This is a genomic window from Enterobacter cloacae complex sp. 6730903 (assembly GCF_048283985.1).
Lineage (GTDB): Bacteria > Pseudomonadota > Gammaproteobacteria > Enterobacterales > Enterobacteriaceae > Enterobacter > Enterobacter hormaechei_C.
The window spans coordinates 66,004-82,453 of sequence record NZ_JBLVXX010000002.1; the positions used below are offsets into that span (position 1 = coordinate 66,004).

The 16,450-nt window shown below is 56.9% G+C and carries 18 protein-coding genes; 7 read left to right on the top strand and 11 right to left on the bottom strand.

Annotation, left to right across the window (positions count from 1 at the left end; all coding sequences use genetic code 11):
• Window positions 1–68: 68 nt before the first annotated feature.
• From rlmC to nfsA, 9 genes are all read right to left on the bottom strand, one after another.
• Window positions 69–1,199: a 23S rRNA (uracil(747)-C(5))-methyltransferase RlmC gene (rlmC, locus tag ACNQ0W_RS01265; protein ID WP_062932122.1), complete on the bottom strand. Its 1,131-nt coding sequence runs from the start codon at window positions 1,197–1,199 to the stop codon at window positions 69–71.
• Between the two features lie 40 nt (window positions 1,200–1,239).
• The gene (locus tag ACNQ0W_RS01270) at window positions 1,240–1,737 is read right to left on the bottom strand and encodes a YbjO family protein (protein WP_086598616.1); all 498 of its coding nucleotides are present in this window, start codon (window positions 1,735–1,737) and stop codon (window positions 1,240–1,242) included.
• 42 nt (window positions 1,738–1,779) lie between these two features.
• Window positions 1,780–2,625 (bottom strand): putrescine ABC transporter permease PotI, encoded by an 846-nt coding sequence (gene potI / locus ACNQ0W_RS01275; protein ID WP_003858378.1) that lies wholly within the window; start codon window positions 2,623–2,625, stop codon window positions 1,780–1,782.
• Window positions 2,622–3,575: a putrescine ABC transporter permease PotH gene (potH, locus tag ACNQ0W_RS01280; protein ID WP_017384875.1), complete on the bottom strand. Its 954-nt coding sequence runs from the start codon at window positions 3,573–3,575 to the stop codon at window positions 2,622–2,624. The genes potI and potH overlap by 4 nt, the downstream gene beginning before the upstream one ends.
• A 9-nt stretch (window positions 3,576–3,584) precedes the next feature.
• On the bottom strand, window positions 3,585–4,718 hold the full coding sequence (potG, locus tag ACNQ0W_RS01285) for a putrescine ABC transporter ATP-binding subunit PotG (protein ID WP_062932123.1): 1,134 nt from the start codon (window positions 4,716–4,718) through the stop codon (window positions 3,585–3,587).
• 143 nt (window positions 4,719–4,861) lie between these two features.
• Window positions 4,862–5,974: a spermidine/putrescine ABC transporter substrate-binding protein PotF gene (gene potF, locus ACNQ0W_RS01290; protein ID WP_047051778.1), complete on the bottom strand. Its 1,113-nt coding sequence runs from the start codon at window positions 5,972–5,974 to the stop codon at window positions 4,862–4,864.
• Window positions 5,975–6,323: 349 nt separating this feature from the next.
• Window positions 6,324–6,800 (bottom strand): YbjN domain-containing protein, encoded by a 477-nt coding sequence (locus tag ACNQ0W_RS01295; protein ID WP_003858385.1) that lies wholly within the window; start codon window positions 6,798–6,800, stop codon window positions 6,324–6,326.
• Window positions 6,801–6,863: 63 nt separating this feature from the next.
• Window positions 6,864–7,766, bottom strand: coding sequence for a 30S ribosomal protein S6--L-glutamate ligase (gene rimK, locus ACNQ0W_RS01300; RefSeq protein WP_017384877.1), 903 nt, complete (start codon window positions 7,764–7,766; stop codon window positions 6,864–6,866).
• Between the two features lie 64 nt (window positions 7,767–7,830).
• Window positions 7,831–8,553, bottom strand: a complete 723-nt coding sequence (nfsA, locus tag ACNQ0W_RS01305; protein WP_003858388.1) for a nitroreductase NfsA — start codon at window positions 8,551–8,553, stop codon at window positions 7,831–7,833.
• Between the two features lie 185 nt (window positions 8,554–8,738).
• Between nfsA and ACNQ0W_RS01310 the strand changes: the two genes are divergently transcribed.
• A complete protein-coding gene (locus ACNQ0W_RS01310; protein WP_006809455.1) occupies window positions 8,739–9,008 on the top strand; it encodes a GrxA family glutaredoxin in 270 nt (89 codons plus the stop codon).
• 30 nt (window positions 9,009–9,038) lie between these two features.
• Here ACNQ0W_RS01310 and ACNQ0W_RS01315 read toward each other — a convergent pair whose 3' ends face one another.
• Complete coding sequence (locus ACNQ0W_RS01315; RefSeq protein WP_017384878.1) at window positions 9,039–9,413, bottom strand: inner membrane protein YbjM; 375 nt, start codon at window positions 9,411–9,413, stop codon at window positions 9,039–9,041.
• A gap of 274 nt (window positions 9,414–9,687) precedes the next feature.
• Between ACNQ0W_RS01315 and ACNQ0W_RS01320 the strand changes: the two genes are divergently transcribed.
• The 4 genes from ACNQ0W_RS01320 (at window position 9,688) to arsC (ending at window position 13,716) form a co-directional block, all read left to right on the top strand.
• On the top strand, window positions 9,688–11,373 hold the full coding sequence (locus ACNQ0W_RS01320; RefSeq protein ID WP_032610193.1) for an aspartate:alanine antiporter: 1,686 nt from the start codon (window positions 9,688–9,690) through the stop codon (window positions 11,371–11,373).
• A gap of 254 nt (window positions 11,374–11,627) precedes the next feature.
• A complete protein-coding gene (locus tag ACNQ0W_RS01325; protein WP_047051776.1) occupies window positions 11,628–11,948 on the top strand; it encodes a metalloregulator ArsR/SmtB family transcription factor in 321 nt (106 codons plus the stop codon).
• Window positions 11,949–11,988: 40 nt separating this feature from the next.
• On the top strand, window positions 11,989–13,278 hold the full coding sequence (locus ACNQ0W_RS01330; protein WP_062932124.1) for an arsenic transporter: 1,290 nt from the start codon (window positions 11,989–11,991) through the stop codon (window positions 13,276–13,278).
• A gap of 12 nt (window positions 13,279–13,290) precedes the next feature.
• Entirely contained in the window at window positions 13,291–13,716 is a 426-nt protein-coding gene (arsC, locus tag ACNQ0W_RS01335) for a glutaredoxin-dependent arsenate reductase (protein WP_062932125.1), read from the top strand.
• Between the two features lie 27 nt (window positions 13,717–13,743).
• Here arsC and ACNQ0W_RS01340 read toward each other — a convergent pair whose 3' ends face one another.
• On the bottom strand, window positions 13,744–14,295 hold the full coding sequence (locus tag ACNQ0W_RS01340) for a TetR/AcrR family transcriptional regulator (RefSeq protein ID WP_022647560.1): 552 nt from the start codon (window positions 14,293–14,295) through the stop codon (window positions 13,744–13,746).
• A gap of 82 nt (window positions 14,296–14,377) precedes the next feature.
• On the opposite strand from ACNQ0W_RS01340, the gene ACNQ0W_RS01345 reads away from it, so the two are divergent.
• Both ACNQ0W_RS01345 and ACNQ0W_RS01350 read left to right on the top strand, forming a co-directional pair.
• Window positions 14,378–15,592 carry an MFS transporter gene (locus ACNQ0W_RS01345; protein WP_062932126.1) on the top strand — a complete coding sequence of 405 codons (1,215 nt, stop codon included), beginning with the start codon at window positions 14,378–14,380 and terminating at the stop codon, window positions 15,590–15,592.
• Window positions 15,582–16,394, top strand: coding sequence for a Cof-type HAD-IIB family hydrolase (locus ACNQ0W_RS01350; RefSeq protein ID WP_062932127.1), 813 nt, complete (start codon window positions 15,582–15,584; stop codon window positions 16,392–16,394). Before ACNQ0W_RS01345 ends, ACNQ0W_RS01350 begins: the two co-directional genes overlap by 11 nt.
• Window positions 16,395–16,450 lie beyond the last annotated feature (56 nt).

A 16,450-nucleotide genomic window follows, 5' to 3' on the forward strand; every position in this document is an offset into this window, starting at 1 on the left:
TACGCCTTACCCGGCCTACTCCGGATCGTAGGCCCGGTAAGCGCAGCGCCACCGGGCGATGTTGAGGATTAACGCGTTTTCACCAACAACGTCAACACTTCATAATGGGCGGTATGGGGGAACATATCGAAAAGCTGAACGCGCGCAATGCGGTAGCCCGGCAGGCTGGCAATATCCTTCGCCATGGTCTGCGCGTTACAGCTGGAGTAGACGATGTACTCCGGCGCCATCTGGCTCAGGTAGTCGCAGAGCGCCTGGCCGATGCCCCGGCGCGGCGGGTTCACCAGCACCAGCTCCGGCACGTTGCCCTGTCCTGTGGCGAACCGGGTCGAGTCCAGCGCCTGAAAGTGCAGATTCGACAGCCCCAGCTCCGCGGCGGACTGCTTCGCGCAGGCAATCGCTTCGGCAGAGATCTCAATGCCGGTGAGCTGCATGTCTGGCGTGGCACAGTGCAGGCCAAAGCCGCCGACGCCGCAGAACAGATCCCACATGTGATGAACCTGTAACGCACGCACCCAGTCGCGCGCGGTGGCGTACAGCGCGCTGGCGACGGTGGGGTTAGTCTGGAAGAAGCTTTGCGGACGGATCCACAGCGGCACGCCGTTGAAGTTTTCAGCCAGCGCATGCTGTTCGGTGAAGAAGATCTCTTTCTCCCCTTCCATGATCGCCATATGCACCGGCTGAATATTTGCGGTGATAACCTTGAGCTGCGGAAGCTGTTCCTGCAACCCTGGAAGCGCTGCGCGCAACTGCTCCAGCTTGGTTTCCGAACGCAGCACAAAGCGCAGCATCATCCCGCCGTCGATTTGGCTTTCGGTCAGCAGAAGGTATTTCAGCTCGCCGCGCCTGCGGGCAACGTTATAGGGCGTTAACCCCGCCCGGGCGATAAATGGTTTCAGCGCGCTAAACACCGGCTCAAACGAGGCGGGATACAGCGGACAGCCGGTGAGATCTTCCGGCGTGCCGTCGCGGTGCAGCATCCCCAGCAGCGGCTTTTCAACGCTGCCGCTGACCACCATTTTGGCTTTATTGCGAAAGCCCTGCTCCGGGCCGCTGACGGGTGCGCACCACTCGCCCACCGCGTGTGCTGCCAGCAGCTGTTGCAGGTCGACCATTTTGGCGGTGAGTTGTTGAGAGACCGGCTGTTCTATCCACTGACAGGAGCGGCAGCGTCCGGCGTCGTAGAGTGCGCACTGCATATGAAAACCTTAAGAAACACGAGGGCTGCGATTATACACATTATTGCAGGCGGAAGAACCGCCGACTGGAAGCCGGGAGATAAAGCAGGCAGAGCACCAGCATATCCGGCAGTTTTTGCATCACCAGTGAATGGAAAATCTCGCGTCGCGACTCACCGGGTATGCTGAACAGCTCCGGATAGCCATAGCCCAGCGAGGCGGCCCACAGGTAGCTGGCAGCGGTGATCTGCGTCAGCAGATACACCCAGCGCGCCCAGTTACGTCCTTTCACCAGCGAGAACGCACAGTAGATCTCAATAAACACCAGCATCAGGCTGCTGAGAAACACCAGTGTCAGATTCCACGTCTGCGCGCTGCGGTGAATAAATTCCCCCATTCCGCGCGGACCCAGCGTGTTCATTATCATCAGCACATCCAGGCAGCGGATCATAATAATGGCGAGCGCCGCCACCTGCACCAGTGCAGGGACGTTCGGACGAGCGTGCGAATGACGTGTTTTTTGTAAGAATCCCAATGTTTTTACTTCCCTGAAAAACAGTGCCGCGTCATACGCGGCACATCACTGGAAATAGTAATTCCTTCAGCCGCGTCTTGCACGCTGGATATCGCGCACACGCTGTTTTTCCGCGCGCGCCATCAAATACCAGGCGATAAATCCGACAATTCCGACCACGCCAAGGATGATGGACGCCAGGGCGTTGATCTCCGGATTCACCCCCATCCGCACGCTGGAGAAGACCAGCATCGGCAGCGTCGTCGCGCCCGGTCCCGACACAAAGCTGGCGATAACCAGATCGTCGAGCGAGAGCGTGAACGCCAGCAGCCAGCCGGAGATCACCGCCGGCATAATCATCGGCAGCGTGATGATGAAAAAGACCTTCAGCGGCGTTGCGCCGAGATCCATTGCCGCCTCTTCAATGGAGCGATCCAGCTCGCGCAGCCGCGAGGAGATGACCACCGCCACATACGCCGTACAGAAGGTGACGTGCGCCAGCCAGATGGTGAGCATCCCGCGATCCGCTGGCCAGCCGATGGCGTGCGCCAGCGCGACAAACAGCAGCAGCAGCGACAGGCCGGTGATGACGTCCGGCATGACCAGCGGGGCGGTGATCATAAACGCGAAACCATTCGCCCCGCGGAAACGGCCAAAGCGCACCATCACCAGCGCGGCAATCGTGCCCAGCACGCAGGCCATCGTCGCCGCCAGCGCCGCAATGGTCAGGCTCAGCCCCACCGCGCTCATCATCGCATCATCGTGGAACAGCTCGCTGTACCAGCGCGTCGACCAGCCCGCCCAGACGGTGACCAGCTTAGAACTGTTGAACGAGTAGATCACCAGCATCAGCATCGGCGCATACAGGAAGGTAAAGCCGATAATCAGGATCGCAATTCGCCATGGGGAGCGTACTACCGGTAAGTTGTTCATCCGTGGTCTCCCATCTGTTTCTGCTGATGTTTATGGAACCACATAATCGGCACGATCAGCAGCAGTAACATGACGATCGCCACCGCCGAGGCCACCGGCCAGTCGCGGTTATTGAAGAACTCCTGCCACAGCACGCGGCCAATCATGATACTGTCCGGGCCGCCGAGCAGTTCCGGGATCACAAACTCCCCGACCGCCGGGATAAATACCAGCATCGATCCGGCGATGATCCCGCCTTTGGTGAGCGGCACAATGACGCTGAAGAAAGTCTTCAACGGGCGTGCGCCGAGATCCAGCGAGGCTTCCACCAGCGAGTAATCGATTCGCGTCAGCGCCGTATAGATTGGCAGCACCATAAACGGCAGATAGGCATAGACAATCCCGATATACACCGCAAGGTTGGTGTGCAGGATCGTCAGCGGCTGGTCGATGACCCCAAGCCACAGCAGGAAGTTATTCAGTATGCCGTTATTCTTCAGGATCCCCATCCACGCGTACACGCGGATCAGGAACGACGTCCACGACGGTAAAATGACCAACAGCAGTAAAATATTTCGCGTCGACGGCTTGCTGTGCGCCACTGCCCACGCCAGCGGGTAGCCCATCAACAAACAGCAGATTGTCGAAATAGCCGCAACCTGTAACGACTGCAAATAGGCTTCGAAATAGAGCGGATCGTCGGTCAGTTGCAGGAAATTACCGAGGTTTACGGTCAGCGTCAGCTGGCCGTCGGCCCACTCCCACAGATCGGTATACGGTGGGATCGCCCGCGCCATCTCCGCCAGGCTGATCTTAAAGACGATCAGGAACGGCAGCAGAAACAGCAGGATCAGCCAGATATAGGGCATGGCGATGACCAGCTTGCGGCCATGCGCCATCTGCATGCGCGCCAGCCAGAGCGCGAAACCGCCCGGTTTTTTGACGCGGGCTGGAGGTTCAAGTGTGCTCATGACCGCTCCTTATACCGTCAGGACTACGCAACTGTCCGCATCCCAGCAGAGGCGCACTTCGTCGCCCCAGGTTGGCTGTCCCTTGCGATAACGATGTTCGTTCTGTAACTGGGCGCTGAGCATCTGGCCGCTTTTCAGGCGCACATGGTAAATCGACAGATCGCCGAGATAGGCAATGTGCACCACTTCGCCCACGGCAAAGTTATAGCCATCGGCGGGCGGCTCATCGCAAAGCATGATTTTTTCCGGGCGCAGGGCAACGTAAACCGGCACGTTGTCCACCACGGAGTTATCAGAATCAACCTTCAGCGGGTGCACCAGCCCCGGCGATTCAATCACCAGACCGTCGTCCTGGCGTTCCTTCAGTAGCCCTTCGAAGACGTTTACCGAGCCGATGAACTCCGCGCTGTAGCGGGTTGTCGGGTGTTCGTAAATCTCTTCCGGCTCGCCGATCTGCACGAACTTACCGCGATTCATGATCGCAATGCGCCCGGCCATGGTCATCGCCTCTTCCTGGTCGTGGGTCACCATCACGCAGGTCACCCCCACGCGCTCAAGGATATCCACCACTTCCAGCTGCATCCGGTCGCGCAGCTTTTTGTCCAGCGCGCCCATCGGCTCGTCGAGGAGTAATAATTTTGGACGCTTCGCCAGACTTCTTGCCAGCGCCACGCGCTGACGCTGGCCGCCGGAAAGCTGATGCGGCTTACGCTTCGCAAACTCCTGCATATGCACCAGGCTCAGCATCTCCGCCACGCGCGCGGTGATTTCGGCTTTCGGCAGCTTGTCCTGCTTCAGGCCAAAGGCGATATTCTGCTCAACGGTCATGTGCGGGAACAGAGCATAGGACTGGAACATCATGTTTATGGGCCGCTGGTACGGCGGCACGCTGGAGAGGTCTACCCCATCCAGCACGATCTGCCCGGCTGTGGGCTGTTCAAACCCGGCCAGCATGCGCAGCAGTGTGGATTTGCCGCAGCCCGATGCGCCGAGCAAAGCAAAAATTTCACCTTTGTAGATCGTCAGGCTGACATCGTCCACGGCATGCTGGCCGTCGAAGGATTTGGTGAGGTTACGAATTTCAAGAAGCGGGGTCAGCGCTTTACGGACTTTCGCCTGCGGGCGGGGGATCGCGTCATTCACGGGGTGCTCTCCGGCATAGATCAACACTGGTGCAAACGCACCGTCAGGGTGCGCATCGCCGGGCGGCGCGAACGCTTGCCCGGCCTACGGGATTTGTCGGCCCGGTAAGCGACAGCGCCACCGGGCAACGATATCAAACGCCGTTACTTACCGCTTTTCACCTTGGTCCACGCGCGGGTACGCACACGGTCAATTTTTGGTTCCTGCACTTTCAGGGTGAACAGCTTGGCAAACACATCGGCTGGCGGGTAGATCGCCGGATTATTGCGGATTTCTTCGCTCACCAGCGGCACGGAGGCCTTGTTACCGTTGGCGTAGTAGACATGGTCGCTGATGTGGGCAATCACGTCCGGACGCATCAGATAGTTGAGGAACTGATACGCTTCCTCTTTGTTTTTCGCATCAGCCGGCATCGCGAAGACGTCGAAGAACGCCAGCGCCCCCTCCTTCGGAATGAAGTAGGAAACATTCACGCCGTTTTTCGCCTCTTTCGCGCGGTTCGCCGCCTGCCAGACGTCGCCCGCCCAGCCGATGGCCACGCAGATATCCCCGTTAGCCAGGTCATTGATGTACTGAGAGGAGTGGAAGTAGCGAATATTCGGACGCAGCTTCAGGAGCAGGTCGGTCGCCGGACCGGTGTAGTCGTCGGCCTTGCTGCTGTTTGGATCTTTGCCGAGATAGTTAAGCACGGTGGCGAAAATCTCTTCCGGCGCATCGAGGAAAGAGACGCCGCAGCTTTTCAGCTTCGCGAGGTTTTCCGGCTTCAGCACCACGTCCCAGCTGTCCAGCTTGACGTCCGGGCCCAGCGCCGCTTTGACTTTATCCACGTTATAGCCAATACCGGTGGTCGCCCACAGGTAAGGCATCGCGTATTTATTCTCCGGATCGTGCTTCGCCACCAGCTTCAGCACGTCCGGATCGAGGTTTTTCCAGTTCGGTAATTTGCTCTTGTCCAGCGGCTGGAAGACACCGGCGGTCAGCTGACGCTCCAGGAAGCTTGCCGAGGGCACCACCAGGTCGAAACCGGTGCTGCCCGCCATCAGTTTGCCTTCCAGCACTTCGTTGGAATCGAATACGTCGTAGACAACCTTAATGCCGGTCTCTTTTTCAAAATTCGCGACGGTGTCCGGCGCAATATAGTCAGACCAGTTATAGACGTGCAGCGTTTTTTGTTCCGCAGCGAGCGTGCCGGCAGAGACGGCCATCAGAGCACCCGCAACCAGACCCGATAACCATTTTTTATTCAAGGCGATCATATTGTTATTCCTTCTGAAAGCTCGTTAACAAACGAACCAAAACTGTGCAGCCTGAAGATATGCAATAATCATGCATAGTTTGTCGCTCTGCCCGAAATAAAATACCCCCTCTTCCCGGCAGGTTCCGCTCGCTTTTTTAAGCACCGCAAGAATAACTGTAGCCCGTGTCTCCGGCTATAGCCCAGACGAAAAAACGCCTTTTATCAATTTTTTATGCAGATTATGTCTACGTGATAAGCCGAAACGGCCGGAGAGGAGGTGAAAAACTCTTTAAAGAAAGGTTAAAAGCAGCAGAAAAAACGGCGTTATGCAGCCGCTCTGGCAGCGACTGCGCAAAAGTCAGACAGGCTTAGTGGAGAAAATTGGGAGATGCATCATTATTCTCGGCATCATCTTCCGCGCTATACAGCAGGTGATGTGCATTGGCTTCCATCATGACCATGGAAATTTGCTCTTCGCTCAGGCGCATAAACCAGGCGAACTGCTTGAAGGAGAGCCCCGCGCCGGAGAATAAAGACTGGCAAACCACCAGCTTTGGCAGATTATCATCCTGTATGTCGAGAAACGCTTTCACCGTCAAAGAGCTGGCGTTGATCGCTGACAGATCAGAGGCCAGCGCCAGCAGCGCGGACGGCTTTACTTCAGCCAGCGCCGAGAACAGGATCACGTCGTTAATCAGATCGATTTTGGCATCGAAAATGCCGTCGAAATTTTGCATGTGAGGCAGATGCAGCGCCTGGCAGGAGTCGCATTCGAAGAAAGTAATACCGGCATCATCGAGCCATTGACGTAACGTATCCAGTGTAGGTACGACCTGTAAATCCATCGCTGTGCAGCCTCTTAAATAAAAACGTTGTCCAGATTACGCAAAAAGTGCGCGCCGATCCATTTAACCGCCCGTTTTCAGGCAAAATCCCGGCGTCGCATGGCGTTCAATCCATGCGATCATTTTACCTGCAATATCGACACCCGTGGTTTTTTCCACCCCTTCCAGCCCCGGCGAGGCGTTGACTTCCATCACCAGCGGCCCGCGCCCGGCACGCAGCAGATCGACCCCTGCCACGTCCAGGCCCAGCGTCTGCGCCGCTTTCACCGCAATCTCGCGCTCGCGCTCGCTGATAAGGGCCACCCGCGCGATACCGCCGCGGTGCAGGTTAGAGCGGAAGTCGCCCTCTTTCGCCTGCCGCTCGATGGCGGCCACCACTTCATCGCCCACCACAAAGCAGCGAATGTCGCACCCGTTGGCCTCTTTAATATACTCCTGCACCAGAATATGGGCATTCAGACCGCGAAACGCGTCAATCACGCTTTCCGCCGCCTGACGCGTCTCCGCCAGTACCACCCCAATACCCTGCGTACCTTCCACCAGCTTAATAACCAGCGGCGCACCGCCCACCATGTCGATTAAATCGCTGGTGTCGTCCGGGGAGTGGGCAATCCCGGTGACGGGCAGATCGATCCCCTGGCGCGCCAGCAGTTGCAGCGAGCGCAGCTTATCGCGGGCGCGGGAGATCGCCACGGACTCGTTGAGCGGATAGCTTCCCAGCATTTCAAACTGGCGCAGCGCAGCCGTGCCGTAATAGGTGATCTGGGAGCCAATGCGGGGGATCACCGCATCAAAATGCGGGAGTTTGCGGCCTTTGTAATGAATCGACGACGCCGCAGGGTCGATGTTCATATAGCAGGACATCGGATCGAGGATCTCAACCTGATGTCCGCGTTTCGCCGCCGCTTCCCGCAGGCGTTTACATGAATAGAGCGTTCCATCCCGGGACAATATGGCAATTTTCACCCTGCACCTCTCTAAAGACATGGTAAAAGCCTGCCTATCATACACGAGGCGCAGGAGGAATGGACTACCGCGTTGCCCAGCCCTGTTTGTGCAGGTAATCGAGAATGAACGGGCGGTTCTCCTTGATGATGGTGCGACGAATATGGTCGCTCCAGGTGTCGCGGCGGTTGTTGCTGTCGCGCGTCAGATAGTAGTTCGCCAGCTCTTCATCGTATTGATGCAGAACGTCCTGGTCGACCGGCTGGTAGTGGTTTTCATGCACCAGCATCGCAGCAGGAATGCGCGGCTTCAGATCCGGGTTGTCCGCCGGCCAGCCGAGGCACAGACCAAACAGCGGCAGCACGTGTTTCGGCAGCTTCAGCAGTTCCGTCACGCTTTCGATGTTGTTACGCAGCCCGCCAATATAGACGCCGCCAAGCCCCAGCGATTCCGCCGCCGTGAACGCGTTTTGCGCCATCAGTGCCGTATCCACCACGCCCAGCAGCAGCTGTTCCGCCAGCCCCAGCTCGGCCTCGGGGCAGATTTGCAGGTGACGGTTAAAATCGGCGCAGAACACCCAGAACTCAGCCGCCTGGGCAACGTGCTTTTGTCCGCCCGTCAGCGTTACCAGCTGCTCACGCATCGCCGGATCGGTGATGCGGATAATGGAGCTGCACTGCAAAAAGCTGGAACTGGAGGTGCCTCTTGCGCTGTCGATGATCGCGTCCCGCTGCGCCTGGGTAATTGGCTCATCGGTGAAATGGCGAATGGAACGGTGGGAACGAAGCAGGTCAATGGTTGGCGTCATTTTGTCTCTCTTTGTGTTGCGTAAAACGTATGGCAGCCAGTATAGGCAATGATCCACCTGATGTAATTGGCGAAACATAGCCTGACTGTATCAAAGTGACAGGTGAAACCTTCTTTCCATGACGGCAGGTTATCGTGCACTATAGGCGCTATTCGCCGTCAGGCTTGTTTTTTGAGGAGAGAGAAATGTTTGCAGTAATTTTTGGTCGTCCAGGATGCCCTTACTGTGTGCGCGCGAAAGAGCTGGCAGAGAAACTGACTGAAGAGCGTGATGATTTCAACTTCCGTTACGTGGATATCCACGCGGAAGGCATCACTAAAGCCGATCTGGAAAAAACCGTGGGTAAACCGGTTGAAACCGTGCCGCAGATCTTCCTCGATCAGAAACACATTGGCGGCTGCACCGATTTTGAAGCCTACGCCAAAGAACACCTGGGCCTGTTTGCGGCTCAGTAATGCGAAGACGCCCTCACCCTGAGGGCGTTTTTATTTACGGTGCTTCCGCTGTTGCAGCAGGCTGCGCGTAAATAAGAAACAGAGCGCGCCCAGCGCACACCAGAAAACGCCACTCAGTAACCACGCCACTTCCTGCCAGACGCTTCTCGACGAGAGAAACAGCACGCGCATCAGAAGCAGGCAGAGCGGGGCCGCAAGCATTGCCCCAATAAGCGGCATCACCACCTCGCCTTTACGCGAGAGAAAACCAGCGACTACCCCCGGCAGGATGAAAAACAACAGGCCCAGTTCGGGATGACCGGACGCTCTGAAGGCGCCTTTCACGTTAAAAGCGAGCGACATGCAAACGACCGTAAACAGCAAAAAACAGCTGATTACGCCAGCCCAGTTTCGTTTAAAGTTCAAACTATCCTCCTGACTTATCTCTATCAAATACAAAAATCGTCCGGTGGACGCCCAGTCAGATAAAGCAATGCGGCAATCCTTGCCAAAGCACGCACAGAAGTCGTGCGATAATAGGTGGCTGTCGGTAGCTATTACGATTAAACTAACCGCCTGCTAGTGTTTAGGGTATTTATCAGGAAGCAGGGAGGTGCAAAGTGATTCCCTGACTCTGAAAACAGTAGCCCAAATAGTCCTTTCATTCAACAACTTACTGGTAAACAAGAAGTTAGCCTCCGTGAATATAAACGTCGCAGACTTGTTAAATGGGAATTACATCCTGTTATTATTTGTGGTACTGGCGCTGGGCCTTTGTCTGGGTAAATTACGCCTGGGTTCAGTTCAACTTGGTAATTCCATTGGCGTTTTAGTCGTCTCCCTGTTATTAGGTCAACAACATTTCAGTATTAACACGGACGCGCTTAACTTAGGTTTCATGCTGTTTATTTTTTGCGTAGGCGTGGAAGCCGGTCCGAACTTTTTTTCCATTTTCTTCCGAGACGGCAAAAATTACCTGATGCTGGCGCTGGTGATGGTCGGCAGCGCCCTGCTGATTGCGTTAGGGCTGGGCAAACTGTTTGGCTGGGACATCGGCTTAACGGCCGGTATGCTGGCAGGCTCAATGACCTCCACGCCGGTGCTTGTCGGCGCGGGGGATACGCTTCGTCATTCTGGCATGGCAGGCACGCCGCTTTCCTCCGCGCTGGACAACCTGAGTCTGGGCTATGCCCTGACCTATCTGATTGGTCTGGTGAGCCTGATTGTTGGCGCGCGCTATCTGCCAAAACTTCAGCATCAGGATCTCCAGACCAGCGCCCAGACCATCGCCCGCGAGCGCGGCCTGGACACGGACTCCAAACGTAAAGTTTACCTGCCGGTGATCCGCGCCTACCGCGTCGGGCCGGAGCTGGTTGCCTGGACCGACGGGAAAAACCTGCGCGAGCTGGGGATCTACCGTCAGACCGGCTGCTACATCGAACGTATCCGTCGTAACGGCATTCTTGCAAACCCGGACGGTGACGCGGTGCTCCAGATGGGCGATGACATCGCCCTTGTTGGCTACCCGGACGCCCACGCGCGTCTCGATCCGAGCTTCCGCAACGGGAAAGAGGTGTTTGACCGCGACCTGCTGGACATGCGTATCGTCACCGAAGAGATTGTGGTGAAAAACCACAACGCCGTGGGCCGCCGTCTGGCACAGCTGAAGCTGACCGACCACGGTTGTTTCCTCAACCGCGTGATCCGCAGCCAGATTGAAATGCCTATCGACGATAACGTGGTGCTCAATAAAGGCGATGTGTTGCAGGTCAGCGGCGATGCCCGACGGGTTAAAACCGTTGCCGACCGTATCGGCTTTATCTCGATCCACAGCCAGGTGACGGACCTGTTAGCCTTCTGCGCCTTCTTCATTGTCGGCCTGATGATCGGGATGATCACCTTCCAGTTCAGCAACTTTAGCTTCGGCATTGGTAACGCAGCCGGTCTGCTGTTCGCCGGGATCATGCTGGGCTTCCTGCGAGCGAACCATCCCACCTTCGGCTATATCCCTCAGGGGGCGCTGAATATGGTGAAAGAGTTCGGTCTGATGGTCTTTATGGCGGGTGTCGGCTTAAGCGCCGGGAGCGGCATTGGCAACGGCCTGGGCGCGGTCGGCTGGCAAATGTTGGTTTCCGGACTTATCGTCAGCCTGGTACCGGTGGTGATCTGTTTCCTCTTCGGCGCCTACGTGCTGCGCATGAACCGCGCCCTGCTCTTCGGCGCGATGATGGGCGCGCGCACCTGCGCACCGGCGATGGAGATCATCAGCGACACCGCGCGCAGCAACATCCCGGCGCTGGGCTATGCAGGCACGTACGCGATCGCCAACGTGCTGCTGACGCTGGCAGGTACGCTGATCATCATTATCTGGCCAGGACTCGGATAAATCTCAAGTTTGCGTGTGACGCAAAAAATTTTCGTTACGCGCAGAACTTTTTACGCAGGGTGCAGTCATAACTAGTGCCACTGCTTTTCTTTGATGTCCCCAATTTGTGGAGCCCATCAACCCCGCCGTTTTGGTTCAAGGTTGATGGGTTTTTTGTTGCCTGAAACTTCCTCATTTTGCCATTTTCGCTTCCCCCTCCCCCTGCAAACATATATGATTAATCACATATGAATGAATGCACGCAGGATCACCCGATGCTACACCCCATCCAGCTCTTCAAAACCCTTTCCGACGAAACGCGGCTCTCCATCGTCATGCTTCTGCGTGAAGCGGGCGAGCTGTGCGTCTGCGATCTCTGCTCCGCTACCAACGAGCCGCAGCCTAAGGTCTCCCGTCACATGGCCTTGCTGCGCGAGGCCGGGCTGGTCATCGACCGTCGCGAGGGTAAGTGGATCTACTACCGTCTCTCTCCCAACATGCCAGCATGGGCGGCAACCGTTATCGACACCAGCTGGAACTGCCTGCGGGAAGAGACGCGTATGAAGCTGAAAAACCGACTTCCGGGCTCGTGCTGACCAAAACACATTCACAATAACAGATATAACGGAGTAAAAGATGTTTCTGGCAGGGGCTATTTTTCTGTTTACGCTGGTACTGGTTATCTGGCAGCCCAAAGGGCTCAGTATCGGCTGGAGCGCCACCATTGGCGCCGTGCTGGCGCTGATGAGCGGCGTGATTAACATTAACGATATCCCTGTGGTATGGAATATCGTCTGGAATGCGACGGCAACGTTCATCGCCGTCATCATTATCAGCCTGCTGCTGGATGAGTCCGGCTTTTTCGAGTGGGCCGCGCTGCACGTTGCCCGCTGGGGAAACGGTCGCGGGCGATTGCTGTTTACCTGGATCGTGCTGCTTGGCGCAGCCGTGGCGGCGCTGTTCGCCAATGACGGCGCGGCGCTGATCCTCACCCCTATCGTCATCGCTATGCTGCTGGCGCTGGGGTTCAGCAAGCAGGCTACGCTGGCGTTCGTGATGGCGGCGGGATTTATCGCCGATACCGCCAGCCTGCCGCTGATTGTCTCCAACCTGGTCAACATTGTGTCGGCGGACTTCTTTAAGCTGGGCTTCAGCGAATACGCCTCGGTGATGATCCCGGTAGATATCGCTGCGATTGCCGCAACGCTGGTAATGCTGCATCTGTTCTTCCGAAAAGAAATCCCCCCCGAATATGACCTGGCAAAACTCCGCGAGCCCGCACGGGCCATTCACGACCTGCCGACGTTCAGAACGGGCTGGATCGTGCTGCTGCTACTGCTCGTCGGTTTCTTTGTGCTTGAACCTCTCGGCATTCCCGTCAGTGCCATCGCGAGTGTGGGCGCGCTGATTTTGTTTGCCGTTGCTAAACGCGGGCACGCCATTAACACCGGGAAAGTGCTGCGCGGCGCGCCGTGGCAAATTGTTATCTTCTCGCTGGGGATGTATCTGGTGGTGTATGGCCTGCGCAACGCCGGGCTGACGGAGTCTCTTTCAGGCGTTCTTGATCACTTAGCCGGATACGGACTCTGGGTTACCACGCTGGGAACCGGATTTATCACCGCCTTCCTGTCATCCATAATGAACAATATGCCAACGGTGCTGATTGGCGCGCTCTCCATTGAGGGTAGTGCTGCAACAGGGTTAATCAAAGAGGCGATGATTTACGCTAACGTGATTGGCTGCGATTTGGGGCCGAAAATTACCCCCATAGGAAGTCTGGCTACCCTGCTCTGGCTCCATGTGCTGGCACAGAAAAACATGACTGTTACCTGGGGCTACTACTTCAGGACGGGCATCATAATGACCCTGCCGGTTCTCTTTGTGACGCTCGCCGCACTCGCGCTACGTCTCTCCTTCACACCATAATGAGTCACTGATATGAGCCACATCACCATTTATCACAACCCGGCCTGCGGCACGTCGCGCAATACGCTGGAGATGATCCGCAACAGCGGTACGGAACCCGAAATTATTCTCTATCTTGAGAACCCACCGTCGCGTGATGAACTGACCAGGCTGATTGCAGACATGGGGATTTCCGTGTGCGATCTGTTGCGCAAAAACGTCGAGCCTTATGAGCAACTGGGCCTTTCACAGGGACATTTCACCGACGACCAGCTTATCGATTTCATGCTGCAATACCCTATTCTGATTAACCGTCCGATTGTGGTGACGCCGCTGGGTACCCGTCTGTGCCGCCCTTCTGAAGTCGTTCTCGACATCCTTCCGGACGCGCAAAAAGGGGCATTTATGAAGGAAGATGGCGAAGTCGTCGTTGACGCCAGCGGGAAAAAAATCTCCTGACATCAGGCGTGGCCGGGGCGAGTGCTATCAGACGGTATCCTCGCCTGCAATCCGTCCCACCATCGCCCGGATCTCCTCCCGGGTTAACGGCGACCGGTCGGTTACAAAATGCAGCGTCATCCCCTCGATAAACGCATCCAGCGCACGGGCGGTGGCCGGATCAAACCACTGCTCCAGCGTAGTCTGGCTCATCTTCATCCAGTCCTGCATCACCGTTTTCAGCGCGGCGCTGCGGTGCATAAACGCGTATAACTGATACATCAGCGCCATATTGTGTGGCGTAGTCACGGCTGAACTGTGGATCAGCGTGGTAATCGCCTCGCACGCCCTCTCCCGCCCGGTAACCCCCGCGAAGAAATCCCGGTACTGCTGAGACATCTGCTGCGTAAACCACGTGAATGCCTCCTCCAGAAGCGACTCCATCCCGTCGAAATAGTAGGTCATCGACCCCAGCGGCACGCCTGCGCAGGTAGCAATTTTGCGGTGCGTGACGGCATGAATACCGTGCTCAGCAATGGTGTCCAGCGTCGCCTGGAGTATCTTCTCGCGGCGGTTAGGGTCGTTCGGTGGTCTGCTCATAAAATCCTCATCCGGTTTGTGTACAAATGTACACAAAGTTGCTAGTGTTGTCGCTATTGTTGTACTTCTGGTGCTGATCCCAATGACGCTAACTTCTCCTCGCAAAGCCCTGCATCTGCGCATGTGGGCGCTGTTTATGTTCTTCTTCATCCCCGGGCTGCTGATGGCTTCCTGGGCAACGCGCACCCCGGCAATCCGCGATACGCTATCCGTTTCGACGGCGGAGATGGGGATCGTGCTGTTTGGCCTGTCGATTGGCTCGATGAGCGGCATTCTCTGCTCGGCCTGGCTGGTGAAACGCTTTGGCACGCGCACGGTAATCCGCACCACCATGTGCTGCGCAGTGGTAGGTATGCTCGGTCTGAGCGTGGCGCTGTGGTTCGCCTCGCCACTGATGTTTGCCCTTGGGCTGATGGTATTTGGCGGCAGCTTTGGTGCGGCGGAAGTGGCCATTAACGTCGAGGGGGCCGCCGTTGAACAGGCGATGAACAAAACGGTGCTGCCGATGATGCATGGCTTTTACAGCCTCGGCACGCTGGCAGGCGCGGGCGTGGGGATGGCGCTGACGGCGCTGGGCATTGCGGCCAATGTGCACATTTTACTCGCGGCGCTGGTCTGTATTATCCCGATCCTCACCGGCATCAGGGCTATTCCCGCAGGCACAGGACAAAATGCCTCGGACGAACAGAAGTCTGCGGCAAAAGGGTTGCCCTTCTATCGCGATTTCCAGCTGATGCTGATTGGCGTGGTGGTGCTGGCGATGGCGTTTGCTGAAGGCTCCGCCAACGACTGGCTACCGTTGCTGATGGTGGACGGGCACGGATTTAGCCCCACCTCCGGCTCGCTGATTTACGCCGGGTTTACGCTCGGCATGACCGTCGGACGCTTTACCGGGGGCTGGTTTATCGACCGTTACAGCCGCGTGGCTGTCGTCCGTGCCAGCGCCCTGCTGGGTGGGCTGGGTATCGCGATGATTATCTTTGTGGATGTGGACTGGATTGCCGGCGTGTCGGTGATCCTGTGGGGACTGGGCGCCTCCCTTGGCTTCCCGCTGACCATTTCCGCTGCCAGCGATACCGGCCCCGACGCGCCGACGCGCGTGAGCGTCGTGGCGACCACGGGCTACCTCGCTTTCCTGGTGGGGCCGCCGCTGCTTGGATTCCTCGGTGAGCACTACGGGTTACGCAGCGCGATGCTGGTGGTATTAGGGTTAGTCATTATTGCCGCCCTGGAGGCGCGAGCGGTGGCTAAACCGGAAGCAGAACCAACGTCAATGGAGAAGGGATATGAGCGTTAAACTGATTGCAGTCGACATGGATGGCTCCTTCCTGAGCGATGCGAAAACCTATAACCGCGCGCGTTTTCTGGCGCAGTATGCGCGCATGAAAGCGCAAGGCATCCGTTTTGTGGTCGCCAGCGGTAACCAGTACTACCAGCTGATCTCATTTTTCCCGGAGATCGCCCATGAAATCGCCTTCGTCGCCGAAAACGGCGGCTGGGTGGTGGATGCGGGCGAAGATGTGTTTAACGGCGAACTGTCGAAAGAGCATTTTATGACCGTCGCCACCCTGTTAAACGACGTGCCCGGCATAGAGATAATTGCCTGCGGAAAAAACAGCGCCTACACGCTGAAAACGTATAACGACCTCTTCAAAGAGATTGCTGCGAAATACTATCACCGCCTTGAAAGCGTCAGCAGCTTTGACAACCTCAACGATATTTTCTTCAAATTCGGGCTAAATGTCTCTGACGACGAAATTCCGCGCATTCAGGCGCTGCTGCATGAGAAGCTTGGCGACATCATGGTGCCGGTGACCACGGGACACGGCAGTATCGACCTGATTATCCCCGGCGTGCACAAAGCTAACGGCCTGCGGATCCTGCAAGCGCGCTGGGGCATTAAGGACAGTGAAGTGGTTGCCTTTGGCGACAGCGGTAACGACGTGGAGATGCTGCGACAGGCTGGGTTTGGCTTCGCGATGGCCAATGCCAGACCGCATATTAAAGCGGTGGCCCGCTATGAAGCGCCGAACAATAATGACGAAGGGGTGCTGGACGTAATTGATAGGGTGCTGGATGGGAGGGCGCCGTTTAATTGATTCCGTGCGCTCTGGTGCCCTCACCCTAACCCTCTCCCACCGGGAGAGGGGACTGT

Bases quoted from the DNA above. Each gene is read 5' to 3' on its own strand.
- rlmC (WP_062932122.1), bottom strand. From the start codon at position 1,199: ATGCAGTGCGCACTCTACGACGCCGGACGCTGCCGCTCCTGTCAGTGG.
- potI (WP_003858378.1), bottom strand. From the start codon at position 2,625: ATGAACAACTTACCGGTAGTACGCTCCCCATGGCGAATTGCGATCCTG.
- potH (WP_017384875.1), bottom strand. From the start codon at position 3,575: ATGAGCACACTTGAACCTCCAGCCCGCGTCAAAAAACCGGGCGGTTTC.
- potF (WP_047051778.1), bottom strand. From the start codon at position 5,974: ATGATCGCCTTGAATAAAAAATGGTTATCGGGTCTGGTTGCGGGTGCT.
- ACNQ0W_RS01295 (WP_003858385.1), bottom strand. From the start codon at position 6,800: ATGGATTTACAGGTCGTACCTACACTGGATACGTTACGTCAATGGCTC.
- nfsA (WP_003858388.1), bottom strand. From the start codon at position 8,553: ATGACGCCAACCATTGACCTGCTTCGTTCCCACCGTTCCATTCGCCAT.
- ACNQ0W_RS01310 (WP_006809455.1), top strand. From the start codon at position 8,739: ATGTTTGCAGTAATTTTTGGTCGTCCAGGATGCCCTTACTGTGTGCGC.
- ACNQ0W_RS01325 (WP_047051776.1), top strand. From the start codon at position 11,628: ATGCTACACCCCATCCAGCTCTTCAAAACCCTTTCCGACGAAACGCGG.
- ACNQ0W_RS01330 (WP_062932124.1), top strand. From the start codon at position 11,989: ATGTTTCTGGCAGGGGCTATTTTTCTGTTTACGCTGGTACTGGTTATC.
- arsC (WP_062932125.1), top strand. From the start codon at position 13,291: ATGAGCCACATCACCATTTATCACAACCCGGCCTGCGGCACGTCGCGC.
- ACNQ0W_RS01340 (WP_022647560.1), bottom strand. From the start codon at position 14,295: ATGAGCAGACCACCGAACGACCCTAACCGCCGCGAGAAGATACTCCAG.
- ACNQ0W_RS01345 (WP_062932126.1), top strand. From the start codon at position 14,378: ATGACGCTAACTTCTCCTCGCAAAGCCCTGCATCTGCGCATGTGGGCG.
- ACNQ0W_RS01350 (WP_062932127.1), top strand. From the start codon at position 15,582: ATGAGCGTTAAACTGATTGCAGTCGACATGGATGGCTCCTTCCTGAGC.